The sequence below is a fragment of the Mycobacterium persicum genome (assembly GCF_002086675.1).
Taxonomy (GTDB): domain Bacteria; phylum Actinomycetota; class Actinomycetes; order Mycobacteriales; family Mycobacteriaceae; genus Mycobacterium; species Mycobacterium persicum.
In genome coordinates, this window is the sequence record NZ_MVIF01000090.1 from 1 (window position 1) to 23,526 (window position 23,526).

Here is a 23,526-nt window from a genome sequence, read left to right on the forward strand (position 1 = left end):
CATCAAACCCGGCAGCACCATCGCCGCCACCGCCGCCCAAACCACCCTCACACCCTTCCCATGGCAACAAATCAGCGAGCTTCTGGACTATGTAGGCCGGCTGCTGTGGGAAGTACTTCCAACATTGTTGTCAGAGCTCATTCCGCTCGGATTGGCGGTGCTGTGGCTGGCATTAGATGTCTTGAGTTTTAACGTAATTGGGCTGGTGCTCCAATTAATCGAAGATGCTCCGCTGTTCATCGAGTTTGGTATTAATTGCTTGCTGGTCGCGTACTTCCTGGCCTACGGGTACTTCGGTCTGGTAAAGATCCTGCTTGAGTGGGTGATCGGGAATCTCCTGGGTTTCTCTCCGCTGCTAACCGCGATGTTGGCTGGCGGCGTTGTCCCCCAGATCGCCGGTGTCCCAGGCGCGCCGTTGGCGACACTGGCCACTGCGTCCGCTCCATTGACGGCGATGGCCGCGGCAACACCGGTAGCAGCCACCGAAATCGCTGCGGTAGAACCGGTGGCAGGTGTCTCGCCGGTGCTGTCGCAGTCGCAGTTGGTGTCGGTCACGCCCAGCCACCAAGGTGCCGGAACACCAGGATTTGCAGGCACTGCCGAACAAGGGACCGGAGTGCACGCCAGCGGGTTGGCCACCATAAGAGGTGCCGAGTTCGGTGACGGGGCACGGACGCCGATGCTGCCGGCCACCTGGATTCCACAACCAGCAGTGACGGTTGGGGTATAACGATCTCCGGCATTCGCCCTAGCCGATCTAAAAATTGCGAACATTGACCGCAAACGGCCTCCCGAACAGCTGAAATCCGGTTTCACCGAGGACCGCGTCGGCCGAACTGCGTAGCCGCCCCGATAGCAGCAGTTCGACATTAATCGATATAGTGATGGGAATAATCGTCGAAACCATCTTCCGGAAGCAGTTCTGACGCCCTAATCGAAACCTTCGATCAACCCATAACCGAAGGTTATTGACTTGCTACGGCTCACAGGCATCAGCCGGGTAATGCGTAGTGCACATTCAGTTAATGCGACTAAAATCGGCACGTGATTGAAACATCCAACACTCCTGTTAATGGAACTTCTGACACAGTAATGCCCGCGCCGACAATGGCCCCACAAAAATCGGACACCCCAAAGATTTTTAAAGCCGCGGCGTGGGTCACCGTTGTCGTCGGGACCCTAGTAGTCGTTGCCGGAATATTCTTCGCTGGCTTTGGGATGGCTGTCTATAGCGAACATGCCAGCGAGCCCCATCACCATCAGCGCGAATACCCCGCGATGGTGATGGAAATTCCGAATGGCGGCCACGGTGTGCCCAACCATGCGCAGCCTTCACCCGCACCTTCTCCCACGCCAGGCCGTTAGAATCGCTCAATCCGCATAGCCCAGTGCTCGGTGAGCACTGGGCTATGCAACCATTTCGCCTCCGTCGACAACGACTTTTCGTCTCGCCTGACTAAGCCCGAGGCTCAGAGATGTGAGACCAAGGACGAACGAGCGCTCCCGAAACTGAAGCCGATGGGCTCCATGTTCGACGGCTTCAAAGAGCACGTCGGATTACGCTGCCAGGAAACCGGTCAACGAGCCTTGGCAACTCCACGACAGCATGGATTTCGGCTTCATCGCCAACGCCGCGGTGATCGACGACCCGACTCACCTCGCCCACCCGGCGATGGCGCCCAGTAGGAGCTGAAGCGATCGGCGGGAACGCAGTCCACACAGCCCGGTCCGCGCGCCTTGCTGACGACGGCACGCTGACGCCTGAGACACGAAACCCGCAGCCAGGCAAGGTACTTGCGGCGTGCCACATCCAAAGAGCCGACGTGGGTTTGTGGTGGGAGCGCGATTAGTTGAGCTTCGGATCGCGCGAATGTGCAGCCGTCGCTGGGACCAACCGTGGTGCCGTTCGTCGAGACTGAAGCCACGACGACCGCCATCGGCGTGTCGCCTGCGTAATTACAGTGTCGCGGTGACAATTCGGCGGCAACCGGGGATGCGCGACGCCCCAATCGCGAGGCGACCGCGGGGCCGGAATGTCACCGACGAGATGCCCCGCCGCTAGTCGGCCGGCGTAAACCGGACAACGGCCCAGTTCAGACGTTCGGCCGCGTCGGCGAACTCCTCGACTGAGGGTATGCGCTTGTCGCGGAACTTCAATCCGATGATCAGTTGCGCGCGCCTGACCCCATAGGACTCGGCGCAGCGATGGACGAGATCGGCGACGGTGGCACGGTCTTCGATGAGTTCGCCATGCATGGTCATCGGCTTGCCATCGTAATAGATCTCGGCGGTGGCACCGTTACGGAAGTTGTTCTTCCATCGCATGCGGGTGAGGACGAAAAGACCGTCATCCAACCAGTGGGCACTTATCGGTATCGAATACTCGCGACCTGTCTTACGCCCCGTGAAGCTCAACACCATAAAGTGCTTACCCGCCGAACCCGCAAAAGGGGTGCGCAGCAACAGGTTTACCAGCGGGCGAATGATCGTCAGCGCGCGCTGCCCGCCGTCGCTGACACCTTCGACCGCATGCAATTGTTTAGCCATGCTAGATATTATATCGGCTAAGCTCCTGGCCCGCGACCGGAGAGCTTTCGCGGGTCAACCCGGGCGCCGAGTTCCGGCAGACCACCTGACTCACCCGGCAACACGCGGCTTGGGCCCGCGCCTGCCGCGGCGCGCACGGCTCACCGCGAGCAGCCGCGCCACCCCGTCCTCGATCCCCGCCGCCAGCGCCTCGATATCGGGCGCGGTGTCGTAGTCCGCGGTAATGCCGAAGACGAAATTGTCAGCGTAGCTGACCATCGCCACACCGGTGCGCAACTGCAGGGCGATCGGCGGGATCGGCAGGATCTCCAGCACCCGCCGGCCCATCAGCTTCTGCTCGCTCCGCGGACCGGGGACGTTGGTGGCCAAGCCGACAACCGCCCGCTGCGGCAGATGGCTGAGCAATCGAATGGTCCACGCCGAGAAAGCGAATGGAACGTTCCTGGCCGCCGAAACAACCGCGCTGGCTCCTTCGCGTTGGCCGCTGCCTTTTGCCCGGGTGAGTCGACTGTGCACCAGCTGTAGCTGCTTTACCGGGTCCGCCTCATCGACGGGCAGCAACGGTAGCATCGCCGAAACCTTGTTGTCGGTCACGCTGAACTGGTTCACCCCCCGCACCGACACCGGAACCAGCGTGCGCAGCGAGTCACGGCCGGGCTGTTCCCCGCGGTCCAGCAACAGCTGGCGGTAGCTGGCGGTGATTGCCGCCAGCGCGACGTCATTGAGCGTCACATCGAAGGCCTGGGCAACCTCACGCAAGTCCGCCAACCGAACTCGGGCCGCATGGTATCGCCGCATCGCCGTGACCGGTCCGTGCAGCGACGACTCCGGCGCCGGGCTGAGCAGGCTGCCCGCCAGTTCGGCCGCGCCCACCGTGACATGCTCGACTACTGCGGCCGCGTCCAGCGCACCCCGCACCATGCCGCTGACCCAGGTCAACGGGTTGAGGCTGACCTTCGGCAGGCCAAACCCATGCCGATCGGGTTCCTTGGCGGCGCGGATGTCGGTGGCGAAGGTGTCGCCGCCGCCGCCGTCGTTGAACCTCGCCAACATCTGCGCGGTCGCGATTCCGTCGGCGATGCAGTGGTGCAGCTTCGTCAGCACTGCCCAACGGTCGTCGCTGAGCCCCTCGACCATGAAGCAGTCCCAGAGTGGCCGCTCACGGTCAAGCCGGCGCTCCATCACGGTGGCAACCATCTCGAACAGTTCGGCGTCACCGCCGGGGTGCGGCAGTGCCAGACGGTGCAGGTGTCGGGAGATGTCGAAATGTGGGTCATCCACCCATTCGGGCGGGCCCAGATCCAGCGGGTGTGTCCGCAACAGCTGCCGGCAACGCGGAATCGCCGAAGCACGCTGCGTGAAGGCAGCGACGAATTCTTCATAGGACGGCGGCGGTCCCTCGATGATCGACAATCCGCCGATCGCCAGACTCACGTGTGGATCGGAGTCTTCGACCTCGAGAAAAGCGGCGTCAAGGGCGGTCAAATGCTCCATTCCGCTACTTTCCGCCGCCGCGCGCCTTCCGATCAGAGTCGGAAGTCCTCACCTTGAGGGCCAAACGAAAGCAGCACAGTCGCACGACGAGTCATATCGTCAGCACCATGACGTCCGGTGACGCCGATAAGTTCGTGCCCCGCGGCGATCCCGCGGCTCTACCTGACCTACCGTATGCAGCGCGATGTGCCGGCCCGGTCCGCGACCGTCGGCCGGTCTACGTCGACCTGCTGCCGCCGTGCCATGCCGGATGCCCCGCCGGCGACAACATCCCGGCCAGGCTCACCGATGCCCGCGCCGGACGTCACCAGCAGGTGTGGCGGGCTGACGTGGTGCAGTGGGCGTCGGCGCTGCTGCGCCATGGTCCGGAATACGCCGGCATGCTCCCGCTGGGATTGTGTAACCGGATGAACCGCAACGGTTTTCATGTGCTCAATGGGGTTCGCGGACTGCTGGCGGCTCCCGCCATCGAGGGCTCTGAAACCCAGGAACGCGCGGACTACGTCTGGGCATCGCGCAAAGGCAACAGCGGATCCAGGGACACCTACCAACACGCAACCGGAGGAATATCATGAGCAAGTTCAACTACATTCGCTTCTTCGAAGAGTTCGGCATCGAGGACGTCCCGCTCGTCGGCGGCAAAAACGCGTCGCTCGGCGAGATGTATCAGAAGCTGTCCGAGCAGGGTATCCGCGTCCCGCACGGGTTCGCCATCACCGCCCAGGCCTACAAACACATGCTGGACAGCGCCGGCGCCTGGGGCGCGCTGCACGCCGAGCTCGACAATCTCGACCCGGACGACGTCACCGCGTTGGCGCGCAAAGGCAAACGTGCCCGGGAAATCGTCTACGGCGCAGGGCTTCCCGACGACCTGGCGGCCGAGATCGTGGCCGCCTACCGCATGCTTCAGGACGAGTACGGCGAGGACGTGAGCCTCGCGGTGCGCAGCTCGGCGACCGCCGAGGACCTGCCGACGGCCAGCTTCGCCGGCCAGCAGGAAACCTTTCTCAACATCACCGGCGCCGAGAGCCTGCTCGACGCCTGCCGCCGGTGTTTCGCCAGCCTGTTCACCGACCGGGCCATCCACTATCGCATCGACCAGGGCTTCGACCAGTTCAAGGTGTCGCTGTCGATCGGTGTCATGAAGATGGTGCGCTCCGACCTCGCCTCCTCGGGGGTGATGTTCACCATCGACACCGAATCCGGCTTCAACGACGTCGTTTTCGTCACCGGAGCCTACGGGCTGGGTGAGAACGTGGTGCAGGGCGCCGTCGACCCGGACGAGTTCTACGTCCACAAGCCGACTTACCTGGCCGGACATCGCGCCGTGCTGCGCCGCCTGATCGGTGACAAGGCGGTGAAGATGGTCTTCGTTGAAGGCGGGACGAAGCAGACCACCCGCAACATCCCCGCGCCGAAGGCCGACCGTGCTCGGTTCTGCATCACCGACGAGGACGTACTCGAACTGGCCGGCTACGCCTGCACCATCGAGGGACATTACCGGCGCCCGATGGATATCGAATGGGCCAAAGACGGTCTGGACGGCAAGCTCTACATCGTGCAGGCCCGCCCCGAGACGGCGGCCTCCCAACGCAGCCTGACGACCATCGAAACCTATGTGCTGGAAGGTAAAGGCGAGATCCTCACCGAGGGCCGCTCGGTCGGCGAGAAGGTCGCCACGGGCATCGCGAAACGGATCGACAACCTCGGGCGGCTGTCGGACTTCCGGCCCGGCCAGGTGTTGGTCGCCGACACAACCACGCCGGACTGGGAACCGGTGATGAAGACCGCCGCCGCCGTCGTCACCAACCGCGGCGGACGCACCTGCCACGCGGCGATCATCGCGCGCGAACTCGGCATCCCGGCCGTGGTCGGCGCGGGCGATGCCACCACCAGCGTCCCCGACGGCCAGGTCGTCACGGTGTCGTGTGTGGAAGGCGACACCGGGCGGGTGTACCGCGGCGAGGTGGGCTTCCACGTCGACCGCACCGAAGTAGCGGACCTCACCAGGCCACGTACCCAGATCATGATCAATCTGGGCAATCCCGATCTGGCTTTCAAGACCTCGTTCCTGCCCAACGACGGTGTCGGGCTGGCCCGAATGGAATTCATCGTCAGCGAATACATCAAGGTGCACCCGCTGGCCCTGCTGCATCCCGACAAGGTCGACGACGCGGAGGCGCGCCGGATGATCGATCGGCTCACCTACGGCTATGCCGACGGGGGCGAGTTCTTCGTCCAGCGGCTCTCGGAGGGCATCGGCACGATCGCGGCGGCCTTCTGGCCCAAGCCCGTGGTGGTGCGGATGTCGGACTTCAAGACGAACGAATACGCCAGCCTAATCGGCGGGAGCGGGTTCGAGCCGACCGAGAGCAACCCGATGCTCGGCTTCCGCGGAGCCTCACGTTACGCGCACCCGGCCTATGCCGAGGGTTTCGCACTGGAATGCCGTGCGATGCAACGGGTGCGTGAGCAGATGGGCCTGACCAACGTCGTCATCATGCTGCCGTTCGTGCGCCGCGTCGCCGAAGCCGACCTGGTGCTGCAGACCATGGCCGAACACGGTTTGCAGCGCGGCCGCGACGGACTCGAGGTGTATGCGATGTGCGAGATCCCGAACAACGTCATCCTGCTCGACGAGTTCGCCAAGCGCTTCGACGGTTTCTCCATCGGCTCCAACGATTTGACGCAGCTCACCCTCGGTGTCGACCGTGACAGCGAGATCGTGGCCTTCGACTACGACGAACGCGACGACGGTGTCAAGGAGATGATCCGGCTGGCCGTGGAAGGCTGTCGCCGCAACGGGATTCACTCGGGGCTGTGCGGGCAAGCGCCGTCGGATTACCCCGATATGGCCGAGTTTCTGGTGCGCATCGGTATCGACTCGATCAGCCTCAACCCCGACGTGGTGGTCAAGACCACCCGGCAGATCCTCGAGCTGGAGCAACAGGTGGTGTCGAGGAAATGAATTCCCTTGCATCGCAGCGGCTCACGCCGAAATCCGCATCCTCGCGGAAAGATGTGAGAAACCAGCGTGCCGCGACGACATCGCCGTCGGGTCAGCCACCGATCGCGCTATGGGTGGGCATTTGATCCCCGAAGTTGATCCCCATATCCCGCGCGGTCAGGATCGAGTCGCAGTCCAGCGGGACCGTCTTTTGCCGGTGGGTGGCCTCGGCGAGTGGCACATAGTCGACGGTCGGTGGATTCAGCGCCACCATGACACCGCTGTGCCCCTCGTCGAGAGCCCGGACGGCCGCGGCGCCGAAGCGCAGACCGAGCAAGCGGTCGAACGAGGTCGGCGAGCCGCCTCGCAGCAAGTGGCCGAGCACCACGGTGCGTGCCTCGCGTCCGGTCATCCGTTCGAGCTCGGCGGCCACTTTGGCGCCGATGCCGCCGAGACGCTCCGCCTGGCCCACCGACTTGCCCACGATCGACACCTCGCCGCCGACCGGCCGGGCGCCCTCGGCGACGCAGACGATGGAGAACTTCGCGCCGTGCCGTTCGCGGTCCCGGATCACCGCCGCGACGGGGTCGAGACTGAAGGGGATTTCCGGGATGAGGATCGCGTGTACTCCCGACGCCATGCCTGCGTTCAGGGCGATCCAGCCGGCATAGCGGCCCATCACCTCCACCACGATGATGCGGCCGTGCGATGTCGCGGTGGTGAACAGCCGGTCGATGCACTCCGAGGCGAAGTCGACCGCGCTGTCGAAGCCGAATGTCGAGGTCGTCTTGTCCAGATCGTTGTCGATCGTCTTGGGCACCCCGACCAGCCGCAGCCCGGCGTTGTGCAGGTGCTGACCTATCGCCATCGATCCGTCGCCGCCGACCAGGATTAGTGCGTCGATTCCGTGTTCCTCGAAGCGGCCCAACAGTTCTGCGGTGCGGTCCATCTCGATCCAGGTGCCGTCGGGCTGTTGCACCGGATAGGCGGTGGGGTTGCCGCGATTGGTGGTACCGATGATGGTGCCGCCTTGGTGGATGATGCCGCGGACCCGGTCGCGGGTGAGTTCTATTAACCCGCCGTCGGGATAGGCGTCCGGCAACAGCAACCCGTTGAGGCCGTCGCGAACCCCGACGACTTCCCAGTCACGATTACGTGCGGCCAGCGTGGCCGCATGGATGACGGCATTGAGCCCGGGCGCATCACCGCCGCCGGTGCTGAGCGCAATCCGCTTTATCGAAGATCTCACCACGCGCACCTTACGCCAGAGCACCTCTGGGGCGTGAGGCTCAAAACGGGTTCACAGCAGCTCGTGGCGCGACTGGGAAAGAAATACGCGGACTCCGATATTGCCGTCATGGATCAACCACGGTCTGATGCGATAGGTGCGTGCGCCGCTGGCGTGCATCGGATCGCCGTCGGCAATCGCCTGGGCCTCGCTGACCGAGCTGGCGCGGTAGATCAGCATGCCGTCGCCTTCGAAGTACTCGCCGTCGTCGGTCCATAGTGGGCCCGCAGCGAAAAGCACTCCGCGGTCTTCCAACTCACGCAGGTAGGCAAAGTGATCTTGGAGGTGTTGTTGCACGGCATCTGCACCGCGTGACGCCGTCGAGGTGACGACGTACAGCTTCAACCCGACCGGGTCGCCCGAATCCTCGATGACTTTCGGCGCTTCGATCCGGTCCACCTCGATCAACTCCTCGTTGTCGGCGTGCTGTGCCTCGCAATTCTGCGTCACAGCGCCGCATCCGAGGTGGCACTTCGCCGACATTGGTCGGCCGACACCGGCACCGCCGACTTCTTCCGGGGCGCTATCGGCCGCCCGAAGCTGCGCCGCGCGCCTACACTGCAACCGATGTCACAGGAGGCAACCGATGAACCTGGTCGTGCACAGCCATGCCCTCCCATTGTCCAGCCGGCCCGAACCGGGGGTCGGGCATAACCGTGGGCCGACGATCCGGCACCCGGATATCGCCGTCAGGGAGCAGTTGTGAATCCATTGCCACCGATCAACGGGCCGAAGAAGCGGGTCGGCGTGCACAACAGCGCGATGAGTTACGTCGACGTCGGAGAGGGCGATCCGATCGTCTTCCTCCACGGAAACCCAACCTCCTCCTACTTGTGGCGAAACGTCATCCCGTACGTCAGCAACCTTGGCCGATGCCTGGCGCCGGACTTGGTCGGTATGGGGAACTCCGGGACCTCACCAACCTTTTCTTATCGGTTCGCCGACCACGCCCGCTATCTCGATGCGTGGTTCCATAACGTCGGGGTCACCGAGCGCGTGGTGCTGGTGGTGCACGACTGGGGCTCGGCGCTGGGGTTCTATCGGGCGCTGCGTTATCCCGAACAGATTGCCGGCATCGCCTACATGGAGGCCCTTGTCCAGCCACGGCCCTGGGCAGGATTCACCGACCTCGAGCCGTTCTTCCGCGCGCTACGCTCCGAGCGGGGGGAGCAGATGGCTTTGGAGCAGAACGCGTTCGTGGAGCAGGTGCTGCCCGGCGGTGTACTGCGTCAACTGAGCGCCGAGGAGATGGCCGTCTATCGCGAGCCCTATCCCACCCCGCACAGCCGTATTCCCACGCTGCTGTGGGGTCGCGAGATCCCGATCGAGGGTGAGCCGGCCGATGTGCACAAGCTGGTGCTGGAGTACTCAGATTTCCTGTCGCACAGCGACATCCCGAAATTGCTGATCGTCGCGGACCCTGGCACCATCCTCCAGGAAGGGGGCAGCGAACTGGAATTCGCCCGTACTTGGCGTAACCAGCGGGAAATCAAGGTGGCCGGGCGGCACTTCATCCAAGAGGACTCACCGGAGGCCATCGGCATGGCCCTGCGCGACTTCGTCCTCGACCTTCCCGGACGCCGCTGACCTGCGGACCGGGGACATCGCGGCCCACGGAACACGCTTTGCCCCAACCCTTTTCACTGCTATCGAGGCGGCAGCACCGCCAACCACTGATCCGACAACAGTTCGAGCAATTGGCCGTCGGGATCGCGGATCATCGCCGATTGCTCCGACACCGACCCGTCCACCACCGACCCGCCGAAGCTCTCGGCGCTGGCCAGCACGTGAGCAAGGTCGGGCACGGAAAACGAGATATGGGTAAGCCCCACCTGGTCCATGACCCGCTGCGCTCCGGGCTGGACCGAGCGCCCCGAATAGTCGAGAAGTTCCAGCACCAACCCGTCGCGCACCAGATACGTCGCGTGCAGTCCGATCGGCTTCGGTAGCTGCAGCAGCCGGTCAGTGCCTTGGTCGGGCGCATCGAGTTCCCACCAGAACTCGAACCCAAGCACGCCCTCATAGAATCGGCGTGACCGTCGACGATCGCTGACGCACAACCCGACATGGTTGAAAACAGCTTGGCTGCCAGACATTACAACCTTCCATAGCGAGTCAGTGTCGATGCTCCCCCGCCCTGGATGACGACGGTCGCCCGCTCCAGGCAACCCCCGACGCCTTCTTCGGCGACCCAGGACTGCACGCTCAGCACCATGCCCTCGTCGAGCGCGGTGTCGCTGCCACGCCCCACACCGATGACCGGCGGTTCGGCACCGAGCCCGAGTCCGTGCGCTAACGGCAGCGGCGACTCCCGATTACCGGCGTCCTCCCACGCTCGATACAGGTCCGCTCCGGTGTTGCCGGCTCGGCAGGCCGCCAGCAGCGCGTCCATGCCGGCAGCGCACCGCGCCGCCAGATCCGCCGACCCTGCCGAAGCCGACTCCCCCGCCACTCGGGTACGCGCCAGGCCGGCCTCATACCCCGCGTACAGCGCACCCGGAGCCAGCACTACCAGTTCGCCGTCCCCGATGGGACGCTCCGACGCCAGGTGCCGAAACCGTACCGGCCCACGCGAAGGCGTTGCAAAGCAAACACTCTCCGACGGCGCGGTCGGCGCGCCCAACCGCGCCACCTGTTCGTAGTACACCCCGAGCAGGTCACGCTCGGTCATTCCGGGTCGCAAAGCGTCTTCCATGGCGCCTAAGGCCGATTCCGAAATGGCGGACGCCACTTCGAGACAGGTGATCTCCTCGGCCAACTTGATCCGGCGCGCAGCCGCCAGTGTCGAATCGGCGTCGACCAGTTCGGCCGAGCCGGTGAGCCGAGAAATCAAACCGCCGAACATCGGTGTCCATCCGTCGGTGCCCACCCGGGCGGACTCGCGCAAGCCGGGAATCGAGGCCAACGAATCCATCAGATTGGCCGGATTCCAGCTCAACCCGTACAGATCCTGACGCGCGATCTCCGGCGGTACCCCCTCATCCCAGGTCGACAGCAGGTGCACCCGCGCGGTCGACCGCATCACCACCGCGGCCGGCGCGAACGGCAGCACCCCGGCGCGGCCGAGCAGCCGCGCCCCCGACACGTAGCGCACATTGCCGGCGCCGCCAAGCAGCAGCGCGTCCAGATCGTGGGTCTCCATGGCGGAGAACACTTTTTCGCGCCGCTGAGCCCGCAACCAACCGAAGTCGACCCGAGCGTCGTCCTCGAGGCTCATCATCCCGATGCGCACCCCGCGATCCCGCGGCACGGGGCTCATGCGGCAAATCCATAAGGGTCGTAGGTGGAGCCGCTGAGTTTGACCCATCCGGTATCGGTCACGGCCACAACGTCTTCGGAACGATAACCGGCCGCACCGTCATCCCAGATCACCGGCTCCAACACCACCACCATGCCCGGCCGCATGACCAGCTGCGAGTCAAAAGCCGCACCGAAATCCGTTCCGATCAAGGGCATTTCGGCACTATCGGTGCCCACGCCGTGCGCGAGGTAGAAATGCTCGATCCACGGCCGGACTCCGTCGTTGGCCTCGATCGCAACCTCGCCCAGGCGCAAGCCGGACACCCCGGGCCCAAGGACCTCCAGACACGCGTCGACGACCGCCCGCCAGCGACGAAACTGCCCGAGCTGCGCGGCGTTCGGGCCGGCGCCCACAATCCAAGTGCGGCCGTAGTCGGACGCGTACCCCTGCCACATCACACCGGCGTCCACCCAGATGACATCGCCATGGCGCAGGAACCGGTCAGTCGTGACGGTCGGGTAGGCCAGATCACCGTGCAGCGTCCATGGTCCCAGCTCGCGACTTGGGGTCATCACCTGCCAGATCGGGTCGATCCCGCACGCCGACGCACCAAGTTCGAACACCCGGCGAAGAAACACCGCACTCAAATCGGTCTGCCGGACACCAGGTCGCAACAGGCGCAGCGCGTCGACCATCGCAAGCTCGTTGAGCCGCTGCGCCTGGCGAATACACGACACCTCGTCGACGGTTTTCACCAGCTTGGCCGCGCCCAGGACCGCGGCCGCATCCACCCAATCAATGCCTGAAAGGCCACGCAGCATCGGATGAGACAGATGATCGACACCTACCCGAGCGCCGGAGACGAAGTGCTTGCCCAGCGCCGCGGCGACCCCTGCCATCGCGTCCTCGAGATCGGGGAACAACGGCTCATGCAGCTGCACCTCTGCCGGCGCGCCGTCGTCGAACATGGTGTACAGGTGCGGCGCCGACTCCCCGGCAACCACCACAGCGACCGCGCGGAACAGCGCAGCCCGGTCACCGGCGACGGCCGGCATCGCAGCACCGGTCGCATATGTCACCGAGCTGGAGCCCAGCAACACCAGCCCGTCGAGACCGCCGGCCGCGAGCTCGACCTGCAACCGCGTATATCGCTGCCGTCGCATCCGGGCCAGGTCGGGCGTGCCCGGGATCGCCGCCCCGCCGATAGTGGCTGCTGCCGACCAATCCTCGATGACGCTACCTCCGCATCCTCGAATGCGTAATAATGCAAAGATAGCCTAATAAGCCGACGAGGCAACACCGCACTTGCCAGGAAAGGCTTTTCGATGGTCACCCGCCCAGGCGTCAGCCCAGACGCGATAGTCGATTTCGACCATCATTCCGACGACTTCAACCTCAATGAATTGGCGGTCAACGCCGAACTCCGGCGCACCTGCCCGGTGGCATGGAACCAAAACTACGGCGGCTTCTGGTTTCTCACCAGCTACGACGCGGTCAGCCAGGCCGCCCGCGACGGCGACACCTTCGCCCACAAATACGAACCGAACGCACCCGACGGCATCGACTACCAAGGTGAGATGGGCGTGCCACGTCCCGAAGGTCACCCGGCATTGGGCATCGGCGAAGTCGACGGCCCCTACCACCAGGCCCTGCGCCACGCCCTGGCGCCGTTCTTCTCCCCGGGCGCCGTAGAGAAGATGCGGCCGTTCATGGAGAAATCGGCGCACTGGTTTCTCGACCAGCACAGCGCCGACGGGCACATGGACCTGGTACTCGACTACGCCAGCCCGGTACCGGCCATCTTGACCATGAGATTGATGGGGCTGCCGTATGACAACTGGCACCTGTATGCCAACCTATTCCACTCCGTGATGGCCGTGCCGCAAGACAGCCCCTCGTACGCCAACGCCCTGGCCGCCGCGCCCGCCATGATGCACGACGTCCTGAAGTTCGCCGCCAACCGGCGGGCCGACCCACACGACGACCTGACCAGCTTCCTCATCCAGTTCGAATTCGACGGCGAGCGCCTGTCCGACCAGCAGCTGCTCAATATCATCTGGAACCTCATCGCCGGCGGCGTCGACACCACCACCTCACAGACCGCGCTGACCCTGCTACACCTGGGCACCCACCCACAGCTGCGCCGACAACTCATCGAGCGCCCCGAGCTCTACCGCACCGCCACCGACGAATTCCTGCGCTACTTTTCGGTCAACCAGCAACTGAGCCGCACTGTCACCCGCGACGTGACCGTCGGGGGCCAACAGCTGCGCCGCAACGACCGCGTCGTCATCAGCTGGCTGGCCGCCAACCACGACGAGCACGAGTTCGACCAACCGGAGGCGATCGTCCTCGACCGCACTCCCAACCGCCACCTGGCTTTCGGGCTCGGACCGCATCGCTGCATCGGATCTCATCTGGCACGACTGATGGCCGAGGTGATGGTCAAGGCGGTCCTCGACCGCATCCCCGACTACCGGGTCGACCTCGACGGCGTGCACCAGTATCTGGGAAACCCGAGCATGACCGGGCTGGGCAAGTTGCCGGTCGCCTTTACCCCCGCACCGGGCCTAGGCACCCAACGCCCGTGGTAATCGCCTGCCCGCCAACGGGAGTCGGGCCGAAGCGGGAATCTCTGGCGACTGTGCCGTCAAGAATGGGCAGCGCCGGCCGCGCAAGCTGCGCGCAGCGGCCAGGCAAGTTGACGCAGATAGCCTTCGGGCTCGCTGTCGTCGACGCCGTACTGCGCGGGCCAGCGGTCGGCCGGCAGGTACAGCGTCCCGAATAGCGCATCCAGCGCCGGGAATTCGCCGGCATAGTTGCTGTTGTAGGCCTGCGGTTCACGGGCGTGGTGCCAATGGTGGTACTGGGGCGTGGCGATCACCCACCGCAGCGGGCCGAAGTTCGCCCGGACGTTGGCGTGGATGAAGACCGCCTGCATGGTGATCAGGACGAGGAACGCGCCCAGGCTGACCCGGCCGAACCCCAGGGCGTACAGCGGCAGCACCGCGACCGAACGGATGAAGGTCTCGTCAAGCGGGTGAAGGTGATTCGCTGCCAGCCAATCCATTTCCCGGATGCTGTGATGCACCCGGTGGAACCGCCACAGCAGCGGCACTTCATGGGCCGCGCGGTGCCCGGCGTAGCCACCAACCATCGCGATCGCCAACCCCGCGACCACCTGCACCCAGCCGGGACTGGCCGAAACCGAGTCGCGCACCGGTGCGGGCACGAAAACCCTTAGCAATCCGCCGATTACGACCACCGAGACGAGCAACCCAAGCCGCAGCGCGGTTCCGTTGACCAGATAGTGCACCACGTCGGTTCGCCACCCGCGCCGCAACACTCGCCGGGGTTGCAACGCGAACAGCCGCTCCAGCGGAATAAAGATGATCGCCAGAATCGCCAACCCGAAAATGATGCCGCTGCGCACACTGAGCGCGGCCAGCACCACCAGCGCCGTCACCACCGCCAGCACGACACCACCCATTCCGGTGTGCGACGCTCGCCGCGGGGCCGCGGTCCCGGCGACCCGCGGCGGCGCAGCGCCGGCGTGGCGCCCGACGCCGGCGCTGCGGGAGGTGGCGAGTCGACCCCAGCCGGCCAATACCGCGCACGCCAGCGCGATCCCGATGAACCCGGGGACGAGGTTGCGGGCGGCCACCGCGATCGAGGTCATCAATATCCCCGATTGCACGGCCAATCCGGCCGGGTTCAACGACCGCTGCCCGCGAAGCAGCCGCACCGCCTGCCATCCCACCATCAGCACCGCTGTCAGCACCGGCACCATGGCCAGCCCCGCCCCGTGCCCCGGCTGCGCCCGCGCGAGACGCCCGACCATTCCCGCAGCCTGCAATAGCATGGCTAACTCAACACTGTGCAGCACGACCAACCCGCTCACCAGACGGTCCCGTCGCGGCGGGGCGGTTGCTGCCCCCGATGGTGGCGCCCATGTGGCACCGTCAGGCGGCGGGCCCGACCCGCGAGGCCCTGCGAAGGGGTGCACGTCGCTCAGACTGCTCCGCGCGGCTGAGAACCAACTGAGATTTTCGGCCGCGGCCGGCTATAGAGTGAGTCGCTGTCGGCACGGCAGAAACACGAGGCCTTCCATGAGTGACATCACAGCGCGGCTGGTGGACATCGTCGGGAGTGCTCATGTGCTCAGCGGCGACGCAATTCCCGACGACTATTCCCACGACGAGGAGTTGACGCAGCCGCCGCAGAGGCCCGCCTATGTCGTCAAACCGGCTACCGCAGAAGAGGTTTCGCAACTGCTGCTGACCGCCTCCGACCACCGGGTTCCGGTGACGGCACGCGGATCCGGGTGCGGCTTGTCGGGGGCGGCGCGGCCGCACGAGGACGGCCTGGTGATCTCGTTCGAACGAATGAATCGGGTGCTGGAGGTGGACATCGCTAACCAGGTCGCCGTCGTCCAGCCCGGGGTGACGCTGACCGAATTGGACGCCGCGACCGTCGATTCCGGGCTGGGGTACATGGTTCATCCAGGTGAGCTGTCGTCGAGTGTCGGCGGCAATGTCGGCACGAACGCCGGCGGTATGCGCGCGGTCAAGTACGGGATAGCTCGCCATAACGTGCTCGGGTTGCAGGCAGTGCTGCCGACCGGCGAGATCATCCGAACCGGCGGCAAGATCGCCAAGGTGTCCACCGGCTACGACCTGACGCAGCTCATCGTCGGCTCGGAAGGCACCCTGGCGTTGGCCACCGAGGTGATCGTCAAGCTGCATCCACGCCTGGACCACAGCGCCAGCGTGCTGGCCCCGTTCGCCGACTTCGATCAGGTCATGGCGGCGGTGCCCAGGATCGTCGCCAGCGGGCTGGCGCCCTACATCCTGGAATACATCGACAACCTGACAATGGCCGCGCTGGTGCACACCCAGAACCTCGAGTTGGGCATTCCGGATCAGGTACGCGACAGCTGTCAAGCGTACCTTCTCGTGGCAGTGGAGAATCGCAGCGCAGATCGGCTACTCGAGGATGTCGAGACGGCCGGCGAGATGCTGGCCGAAATGGGAGCCATCGACGCCTACGTACTGGAAGGAAGCTCGGCGCGCAAGCTGATCGAGGCGCGCGAGAAGGCTTTTTGGGCGGCAAAGGCCGCGGGCGCCGACGACATCATCGACACCGTGGTACCGCGCGCGTCGATGCCGACGTTCCTCAGTGCTGCACGCGCGCTGGCGGCGGCCGCGGGCGGCGCCGCGATCGGTTGCGGCCACGCCGGCGACGGCAACGTGCACCTGGCCATCATCTGCAAGGAGCCGGCGAAGAAGAAGCAGCTGATGACCGACATCTTCGCGCTCGCAATGGAATTGGGCGGCGCGATCTCCGGCGAGCACGGCCTGGGCCGCGCCAAGGCCCGGTACTTCCTGCAGCTTGAAGACCCGGCCAAGATCGCGCTGATGCGCCGAATCAAGCAGAGCTTCGACCCGGCGGGCATCCTCAACCCCGATATTCTCTTCCCCGCCGAAACGATGTGAGGCGGCCACACCGTGGTGCGCTCGCGGCCGCGCACAGACTCACCGACGATCACGTCGAGACGGTAGCCAGCGATGCGCTCAGGTAGGCCGCTGGCCGCGCTGGTCGCGGCGATTGTCGGCGTGATGCTGAGCGGTGCGCCACCGGCGGCCCACGCCGATCAACCCGCGTTCGTCGTGAACCCCATCAACCACGTCGACACGCTCATCGGCACCGGGACCGGCGGCGAAACGGTGGGCGAAATCAACAACTTCCCCGGGGCTAGGGTGCCGTTCGGCATGGTGCAGTACTCGCCGGACACCACCGATACCTATGCCGGCTACGACCACGACAACGCGCGCTCCACCGGATTCAGCATGACCCACGCCTCGGTGGGCTGCGCGGCGTTCGGCGATATTTCGATGCTGCCGACCACCACCCCGATCGGCCCGCGTCCCTGGACCGATTGGGAGGAGATCGCCCACGACGGCACCGAGGTGGGCGTGCCCGGCTACTACACGGTGCGCTTCCCCGCCACCGGGGTGACCGCGGAACTGACCGCCACCACGCGCACCGGCGTCGGCAGGTTCAGCTACCCGGCCAACGGTCAGCCTGCGCTGTTCCACGTGCGTTCCGGCGCGTCGCTCGGAGGCAACGACGCCGCGACCATCCAGATCGGCCAGGACCACACCACGATCACCGGATCGGCTACCACCGGTGGATTCTGCGGCAAGAACAACACCTACACGGTGTACTTCGCCATGGAGTTCAGCCGGCCGTTCACCTCGTATGGCACCTGGGACGGTGACGCGGTCTATCCCGGTGCCCGCAGCGCGGATTCGATCTACAGCGGCGGGTACGTGGAGTTCCCGGCGGGCTCGGTGCTCGAGGCGCGCACCGCGATTTCCTACGTCAGTGTCGATGGGGCGCGGGCCAACCTCGCGGCCGAGGGCGAACGCAGTTTCGACGAGGTCCGCGCCGCCGCATTAGCGCAGTGGAACGCCGCGCTGGCCCGCATCACGGTGGCCGGCACCGATAGCGGCGACCTGCAAACCTTCTATACCTCGCTATACCGAACGTTGTTGCACCCCAACACCTTCAACGACGCCGACGGACGTTATATCGGATTCGACGGCACCATCCACACCGTGGCCCAGGGGCACACCCAGTACGCCAACTTCTCGGATTGGGACACCTATCGGTGCTTGGCGGCCCTGCAGGCACTGCTGTTCCCGGCGCAGGCCAGCGATAGCGACCCGGGATCGCCACCTACCTGGAGCGCGGCTACGCACCCCAGACGGACGAGTCCGCGCCGACCACAACATCGTCGGCGCCTCGATCACGCTGGAGTGGTCGCTCGACGACTTCACCATCTCCCGGTTCGCCGACGCGCTCGGCGACACCGTGACCGCTGCCGAGTTCCAGAACCGGGCGCAGTACTGGCAGAACCTGTTCAATCCGGCCACCGGTTACCTCTCGCCCCGCGACGCCGACGGCGCGTTCCCCCTCGGGCCGGGCTTCGTGGAGCCTCTCTGGGGCTTCGGCCAGGACGGATACGACGAGGGCAACGCCGAGCAATACCTGTGGTTGGTGCCGCAGAATGTCGCTGGCCTGGTGACCGCTCTCGGCGGCCGCCAGGCCGCGGCCGACCGGCTCGACCGCTTCCTGACTGAACTCAATGCCGGCCCCAACAGGCCGTATATGTGGGCCGGCGACGAGCCGAACTTCGGGGTGCCCTGGCTGTACAACTACGTCGGTCAACCGTGGAAAACCCAGGAGACGGTCAACCGGGTGCGCAGCGAATTATTCGGCCCCAGACCCGACGGGGAGCCGGGTAACGACGACCTCGGCGCGCAGTCCAGCTGGTATGTCTGGGCCGCGCTCGGGCTGTTCCCCAGCACCCCGGGAACGCCCATCCTCACCGTGAACACACCGCTGTTCGAACGCGCTCAGCTGTCGATTCCGGGCGGCAAAACCATCCGGATCTTCGCCCCGGGGGCGTCCGGACGCAACGGCTTGAAGTACAACAACGGCCTCAGCATCGACGGCCGCGCCACCGATCAGGCATTTCTTCCGGAGTCCTTGATCCGTACCGGCAGCGACGTGACGTTCTCGCTCTCCGCCACCCCCAACACGGTCTGGGGCACCGCGGAGTCCGCCGCGCCACCATCGTTCGGCGGAGCGCCTCCGCCGTCGCAGCAGAGATCGTGAGGTTCGTGCGGTCGGTTCCCGAACCCAACAGCGCCGGACGGGGTCGCACGGCCGGGTTGCGCCCGCCCGAAGTCACAACGCGAGCGACACGTTTAGCCTTGGCCTGTCCCGACGACGACGGAGCCACCGATGAATGCCGATGACATCACGATCCAGCGCCGGCTGGCCGAGCTGCGAGTCCAGCCGTGGAACTGCTGACTCTCGACCAGATCAATGCGGCGGCGGAGCTGCTGAAGCCGGTGGTCCGGCCGACGCCGGTCGTCGCGTCGCGAATACTCTCCGACTGCACGGGCCAGCAGGTGTGGCTCAAATGCGAGAACCTGCAACGCACCGGGTCGTTCAAAGCCCGTGGGGCCTACAACCGGATCACCAATCTCAGCGTCGAGGACCGGGCTCGTGGTGTGGTGGCGGCCAGCGCCGGCAACCATGCGCAGGGCGTCGCCTGGGCCGCCACCGAACTCGGGATCGCGTCGACGGTGTTCATGCCGGTCACCGTCGCGCTGCCGAAGCTGGCGGCCACCAAGGCCTATGGCGCGCACGTTCACCTGGTCGGCGACACGGTTGACGACGCGCTGGTGGCGGCGCGCGAATATGCGCAGCAGCACGACGCGGTGTTGATCCACCCGTTCGATCACCCCGACGTCATCGCCGGCCAGGCCACGGTCGGGCTGGAGATCCTGCAGCAGATCCCCGATGTCGCCACCATCGTGGTGCCCACCGGCGGCGGCGGCCTAGTGGCCGGAATTGCCACGGCGGCACACTTTCTGGCGCCACAGGTCCGGGTCATCGGCGTGCAGGCGGCGAACGCGGCGGCCTGGCCGGCGTCGCTGGCCGCCGGGCATCCGGTGCGCTTGGAGTCGATGTCGACGATGGCCGACGGCATCGCCGTCGCCTCACCCGGGGCAATTCCTTTCGCCCATGTCCGGGCATTCGTCAACTCCATTCAGACGGTCAGCGAAGAGGCACTGTCGCGCGCGCTGTTGCTGTGTATAGAGCGGGTGAAACTCATCGTCGAACCGGCCGGCGCGGCAGCCGTGGCAGCGGTGATGACATCGGCACCCGAACCCGACGCGCACGGTCCAGTGTGCGCGGTTTTGTCCGGAGGCAACATCGACCCGCTGGTGTTGACCCACGTGGTCACCCACGGCCTGCGCGCAGCCGGCCGCTACCTCGCGATCAAGGTCACCATCCCGGACCGCCCCGGTGGGCTCAGCAGGCTACTCGCCGTGGTCAGCGCGACCGGCGCCAGCGTTCTTGACGTGGTGCATGTCCGTACCGCACGCAAACTGGCGCTGGATGAAGTCGAGGTGCGGCTTACCCTCGAAACCCGCGGTGCAGCACACCGCGAGGAGGTATTGGAGGCGCTGATCGGAGCCGGATTCGTCGTCTGCGTCGAGGACGCCTAGCGGGCGTGCTCCCGGGGCGCCCGCGATGAGGACAAACGACCCTACTCCCGGCGCAAGAAACGCGAAAGACTCCGTGATAACCGACGCAACCGGAGATTCGCCGGTGGGTATCCGGAAGCGAGAGGCGACTCCCGTGAGTCTCGTGGTCGAAGGAGCAGACAAGAAATGACCAATGGCGATCCAACGGTGGTTCGGCACCCAAGCGGGACATTGGTATCCACGCTGCCACAGGCCTTTCAGCAGACCGCAGCCCTCAAGCCGGACGCGGTGGCCATCCGCACGACCGGCGACGCCGTGGTCCTGACCTGGCGCCAGTACGCCGATCGGGTACGGAAGATCGCCGCCGGACTGGCCGCACTCGGCGTTCAACATGGGCACACGGTCGGTCTCATGCTGCGTAACCGCCCGGAGTTTCATTTGGCCGACACGGCCGCCATGCACCTGGGCGCGATCCCGTTCTCGATTTACAACACCTCGGCGCCGGACCAGATCCGGTACTTGTTCACCAATGCCGAGAACGCGGTCGTCTTCACCGAAAGAGACTTTCTGCCCGCTATCAGGGCGGCCGGCGCCAATCTCGCGCACCTGGTGGTCGTCGACGCCGACATCGACGGCTGCCACACCCTCGCAGATGTCGAATCATTAGGGAACAAAGCTGATTTCGATTTCGATTCGGGATGGCGGTCGGTACTGCCCGACGATGTCGCAACATTGATCTACACCTCGGGGACCACCGGCCCGCCCAAGGGGGTCGAGCTTACCCACGCCAATGTGATGGCCGAGTTCGCGGCCATCGTCGACCTCCTCGACCTGCGCCCAGACGATCGGATCACCTCGTACCTGCCGCATGCGCACATCGCCGACCGGGTGACCGGGCACTACGCCAACATGGTCCTGGGGGTGCCGATGACCGACGTCGCCGACCCCAGGGCGATCGCGCAGGCCCTGCCGGATGCTCGTCCCACGGTGTGGCTCGGGGTGCCGCGGGTGTGGCACAAGATCAAGGTCGGGATCGAGACGAAGCTCGACACGGAGGCGACCGGGCTCAAGCGGCGGTTGGCGCTGTGGGCCATCGACACCGGCGTGCGCGCCGCCAGCCAGATGCTGGCCGGCAAACCCGTGTCCCCGTCACTTGCCCTGCGCCACAAGATCGCCGACCGTCTGGTGCTGGCCAAGGTGCGCGCCGCGCTCGGCCTGGACCACCTGCGTTGGGGAGTGACCGGGGCCGCCGCCATCCCGGTCGAAACGATCGAATTCTTCTGGGGCCTGGGCATTCCCGTCTACGAGGTGTGGGGCGAGTCGGAATGTGTGGGCGGCGCGACCTCCAACCGGCCCGACGCGAACAAGGTCGGCTCGGTCGGAAAGCCATTGCGCAACGTCGAAGTCTCGCTGGCCGACGACGACGAACTGCTCATCCGTGGGCCGATTGTGATGCGCGGCTACCGAAAGCAGCCCGAGAAGACCGCCGAAGCGATCGACGCCGACGGCTGGTTGCATACCGGCGACATCGGCACCATCGACGAACAGGGCTTCGTCACGATCGTCGATCGCAAGAAAGAGCTGATCGTCAACGAATCCGGAAAGAACCTCTCCCCCACCAACATCGAGATGGCCATCCAGGAGACGTCTCCGTTGATCGACCAGGTGGTGGCAATCGGTGATGCCCGGCCTTACGTGACAGCGCTGATTGTCCTCGAGAGCGAGGCTGCCGCCGCCCAGGCAGCCGCGCTCGGCATGGCCGACCACTCGGCCGCCGCCTTCGCGCAACGCCCCGAGGCCGGCCAGATGCTTGCCGCCGCCGTCCGTGAGGGGAACGCCAAACTTTCCCGCGTCGAGCAGATCAAGCGGTTCGTCATCGTCGGCACCCCGTGGGAACCGGGCGGGGACGAACTGACCCCGACCATGAAGCTCAAGCGCAGGCCGATCGCCGAGAAATATTCCGCCGAGATCGACAAGCTGTATGCGAAGACGCCGGGACCGGACATCGTCAACTTGGCTGACGTCAACTTGGCTGACTAGGGCGTGCCGAGCCTCTCGGCGTGGCCCCGGGGCCAAGATGCGCGTTATGCCCTGGTCCCGCGACACCATCGCCGATCCATATCACCACGCAATTCGGTGGGCATCCCGACGCCGCGGAGGTCGACGCGTACGTGCGGCAGGTAATGCAAACGGGACTCGACGAGTTGGCCGCCACGCGCCGTTTTCCGATCATCGGCTGACGCCGGTCAACAAGAACGCGACGATGCGCTGCTCACAGATTCGCGGCCCCCGTCGAACTTGAGATCGGGTGTTAAGAAATCATGTTTGCGGGATCGGCGAACATATTTGTGAAACAAGCCGACAACGATTTCGCGATCCGACGAAATATCTCGCGGGCCGAAAACTCGGACCCTGCGAACTGCCACCAAATCCGCCCCACTCGTTGCCTTCCAGCGGAACAAAATCGCTTGCCATCGCGTTATGAAGAAATCAAGTTCGACTCATTCAAAGTTAGGACGACCTATGATACGGACACTTCTGGTCGGCGCGGCTATCGCGGCAGCCGGGATCGGTGCAGCTCCGCTGGCTAATGCAGGGTCTGACTCGTCACAGTGCGTGGCCAGCCAGGGTATGGTCAATATCCCGCGGAGCGACCCGCACTACCGTGCCGATCTCGACCTCAACCACAACGGCATCGCGTGTGAATTTGTAGCCGACTGGCCTTCGACGTCATAAGCCGGCGGGCCACCGACGCCTGCGGTCGTCACGGTACGGCCGCAGGCGAACATATTGAAGAGCTGAGTTACGCCGCACTTAGGTGCGCACTTCGGACCGCCTTCGTGAAGAAGCCGGTGTTGATTCCCCTCTCTGCCAACCTTGGGTGAGGCACTCGCCCCCTGATAATTAGTGACCCGAGGGCGGGGATGGAGAGTTTCCCCGA

General features: G+C 65.2%; 18 protein-coding genes and 1 pseudogene. 11 read left to right on the forward strand and 8 right to left on the reverse strand.

The window, feature by feature from the left end:
- Both BST40_RS30240 and BST40_RS29605 read left to right on the forward strand, forming a co-directional pair.
- On the forward strand, positions 1–730 hold a 730-nt coding region (locus BST40_RS30240; RefSeq protein ID WP_482805265.1), incomplete at its 5' end, for a PPW family C-terminal domain-containing PPE protein.
- 314 nt (positions 731–1,044) lie between these two features.
- Positions 1,045–1,365 (forward strand): hypothetical protein, encoded by a 321-nt coding sequence (locus tag BST40_RS29605; protein ID WP_131808324.1) that lies wholly within the window; start codon positions 1,045–1,047, stop codon positions 1,363–1,365.
- Between the two features lie 693 nt (positions 1,366–2,058).
- Here the strand turns inward: BST40_RS29605 and BST40_RS21885 are convergent.
- On the reverse strand, positions 2,059–2,547 hold the full coding sequence (locus BST40_RS21885; protein WP_075548030.1) for a hypothetical protein: 489 nt from the start codon (positions 2,545–2,547) through the stop codon (positions 2,059–2,061).
- 90 nt (positions 2,548–2,637) lie between these two features.
- Positions 2,638–4,041, reverse strand: a complete 1,404-nt coding sequence (locus BST40_RS21890; RefSeq protein WP_075548029.1) for a WS/DGAT/MGAT family O-acyltransferase — start codon at positions 4,039–4,041, stop codon at positions 2,638–2,640.
- Positions 4,042–4,148: 107 nt separating this feature from the next.
- Between BST40_RS21890 and BST40_RS33345 the strand changes: the two genes are divergently transcribed.
- Both BST40_RS33345 and ppsA read left to right on the forward strand, forming a co-directional pair.
- Positions 4,149–4,616: a beta/alpha barrel domain-containing protein gene (locus BST40_RS33345; protein ID WP_244174444.1), complete on the forward strand. Its 468-nt coding sequence runs from the start codon at positions 4,149–4,151 to the stop codon at positions 4,614–4,616.
- The gene (gene ppsA, locus BST40_RS21900) at positions 4,613–7,009 is read left to right on the forward strand and encodes a phosphoenolpyruvate synthase (RefSeq protein ID WP_075548027.1); all 2,397 of its coding nucleotides are present in this window, start codon (positions 4,613–4,615) and stop codon (positions 7,007–7,009) included. The genes BST40_RS33345 and ppsA overlap by 4 nt, the downstream gene beginning before the upstream one ends.
- A gap of 91 nt (positions 7,010–7,100) precedes the next feature.
- Here the strand turns inward: ppsA and BST40_RS21905 are convergent, their stop codons facing one another.
- Together BST40_RS21905 and BST40_RS21910 are read right to left on the reverse strand one after the other, a co-directional pair.
- Positions 7,101–8,237, reverse strand: a complete 1,137-nt coding sequence (locus BST40_RS21905; protein ID WP_075548038.1) for a 6-phosphofructokinase — start codon at positions 8,235–8,237, stop codon at positions 7,101–7,103.
- Positions 8,238–8,288: 51 nt separating this feature from the next.
- A complete protein-coding gene (locus BST40_RS21910; protein ID WP_240316442.1) occupies positions 8,289–8,726 on the reverse strand; it encodes a YciI family protein in 438 nt (145 codons plus the stop codon).
- A gap of 252 nt (positions 8,727–8,978) precedes the next feature.
- On the opposite strand from BST40_RS21910, the gene BST40_RS21915 reads away from it, so the two are divergent.
- On the forward strand, positions 8,979–9,863 hold the full coding sequence (locus tag BST40_RS21915; RefSeq protein ID WP_240316443.1) for a haloalkane dehalogenase: 885 nt from the start codon (positions 8,979–8,981) through the stop codon (positions 9,861–9,863).
- A 59-nt stretch (positions 9,864–9,922) separates the two neighbouring features.
- Here the strand turns inward: BST40_RS21915 and BST40_RS21920 are convergent, their stop codons facing one another.
- Genes BST40_RS21920 through BST40_RS21930 form a run of 3 tightly spaced genes read right to left on the reverse strand, consistent with a single transcriptional unit; the run spans position 9,923 to position 12,680 of the window.
- Complete coding sequence (locus BST40_RS21920; RefSeq protein WP_083155579.1) at positions 9,923–10,372, reverse strand: VOC family protein; 450 nt, start codon at positions 10,370–10,372, stop codon at positions 9,923–9,925.
- A complete protein-coding gene (locus tag BST40_RS21925) occupies positions 10,372–11,535 on the reverse strand; it encodes a M24 family metallopeptidase (protein ID WP_082275507.1) in 1,164 nt (387 codons plus the stop codon). The genes BST40_RS21920 and BST40_RS21925 overlap by 1 nt, the downstream gene beginning before the upstream one ends.
- Positions 11,532–12,680: a M24 family metallopeptidase gene (locus BST40_RS21930; protein WP_082275506.1), complete on the reverse strand. Its 1,149-nt coding sequence runs from the start codon at positions 12,678–12,680 to the stop codon at positions 11,532–11,534. Before BST40_RS21930 ends, BST40_RS21925 begins: the two co-directional genes overlap by 4 nt.
- Before the next feature lie 162 nt (positions 12,681–12,842).
- Between BST40_RS21930 and BST40_RS21935 the strand changes: the two genes are divergently transcribed.
- Positions 12,843–14,111 carry a cytochrome P450 gene (locus BST40_RS21935; RefSeq protein ID WP_075548024.1) on the forward strand — a complete coding sequence of 423 codons (1,269 nt, stop codon included), beginning with the start codon at positions 12,843–12,845 and terminating at the stop codon, positions 14,109–14,111.
- A 56-nt stretch (positions 14,112–14,167) separates the two neighbouring features.
- Here the strand turns inward: BST40_RS21935 and BST40_RS21940 are convergent, their stop codons facing one another.
- Positions 14,168–15,358, reverse strand: coding sequence for a sterol desaturase family protein (locus BST40_RS21940; protein ID WP_158084029.1), 1,191 nt, complete (start codon positions 15,356–15,358; stop codon positions 14,168–14,170).
- Positions 15,359–15,626: 268 nt separating this feature from the next.
- On the opposite strand from BST40_RS21940, the gene BST40_RS21945 reads away from it, so the two are divergent.
- The 5 genes and pseudogenes from BST40_RS21945 to BST40_RS33350 all read left to right on the forward strand — a co-directional run bounded on the left by BST40_RS21945 (position 15,627) and on the right by BST40_RS33350 (position 23,321).
- Positions 15,627–17,012, forward strand: a complete 1,386-nt coding sequence (locus BST40_RS21945; RefSeq protein ID WP_083155586.1) for an FAD-binding oxidoreductase — start codon at positions 15,627–15,629, stop codon at positions 17,010–17,012.
- A 72-nt stretch (positions 17,013–17,084) separates the two neighbouring features.
- Positions 17,085–19,167 (forward strand): annotated as a pseudogene (locus BST40_RS21950) (GH92 family glycosyl hydrolase); the annotation flags it as partial.
- Between the two features lie 218 nt (positions 19,168–19,385).
- The gene (gene ilvA, locus BST40_RS21955) at positions 19,386–20,606 is read left to right on the forward strand and encodes a threonine ammonia-lyase (protein WP_089025261.1); all 1,221 of its coding nucleotides are present in this window, start codon (positions 19,386–19,388) and stop codon (positions 20,604–20,606) included.
- 165 nt (positions 20,607–20,771) lie between these two features.
- Positions 20,772–22,625: an AMP-dependent synthetase/ligase gene (locus BST40_RS21960; RefSeq protein ID WP_083155589.1), complete on the forward strand. Its 1,854-nt coding sequence runs from the start codon at positions 20,772–20,774 to the stop codon at positions 22,623–22,625.
- A gap of 591 nt (positions 22,626–23,216) precedes the next feature.
- Complete coding sequence (locus BST40_RS33350; RefSeq protein ID WP_225722907.1) at positions 23,217–23,321, forward strand: excalibur calcium-binding domain-containing protein; 105 nt, start codon at positions 23,217–23,219, stop codon at positions 23,319–23,321.
- Positions 23,322–23,526: the final 205 nt, after the last annotated feature.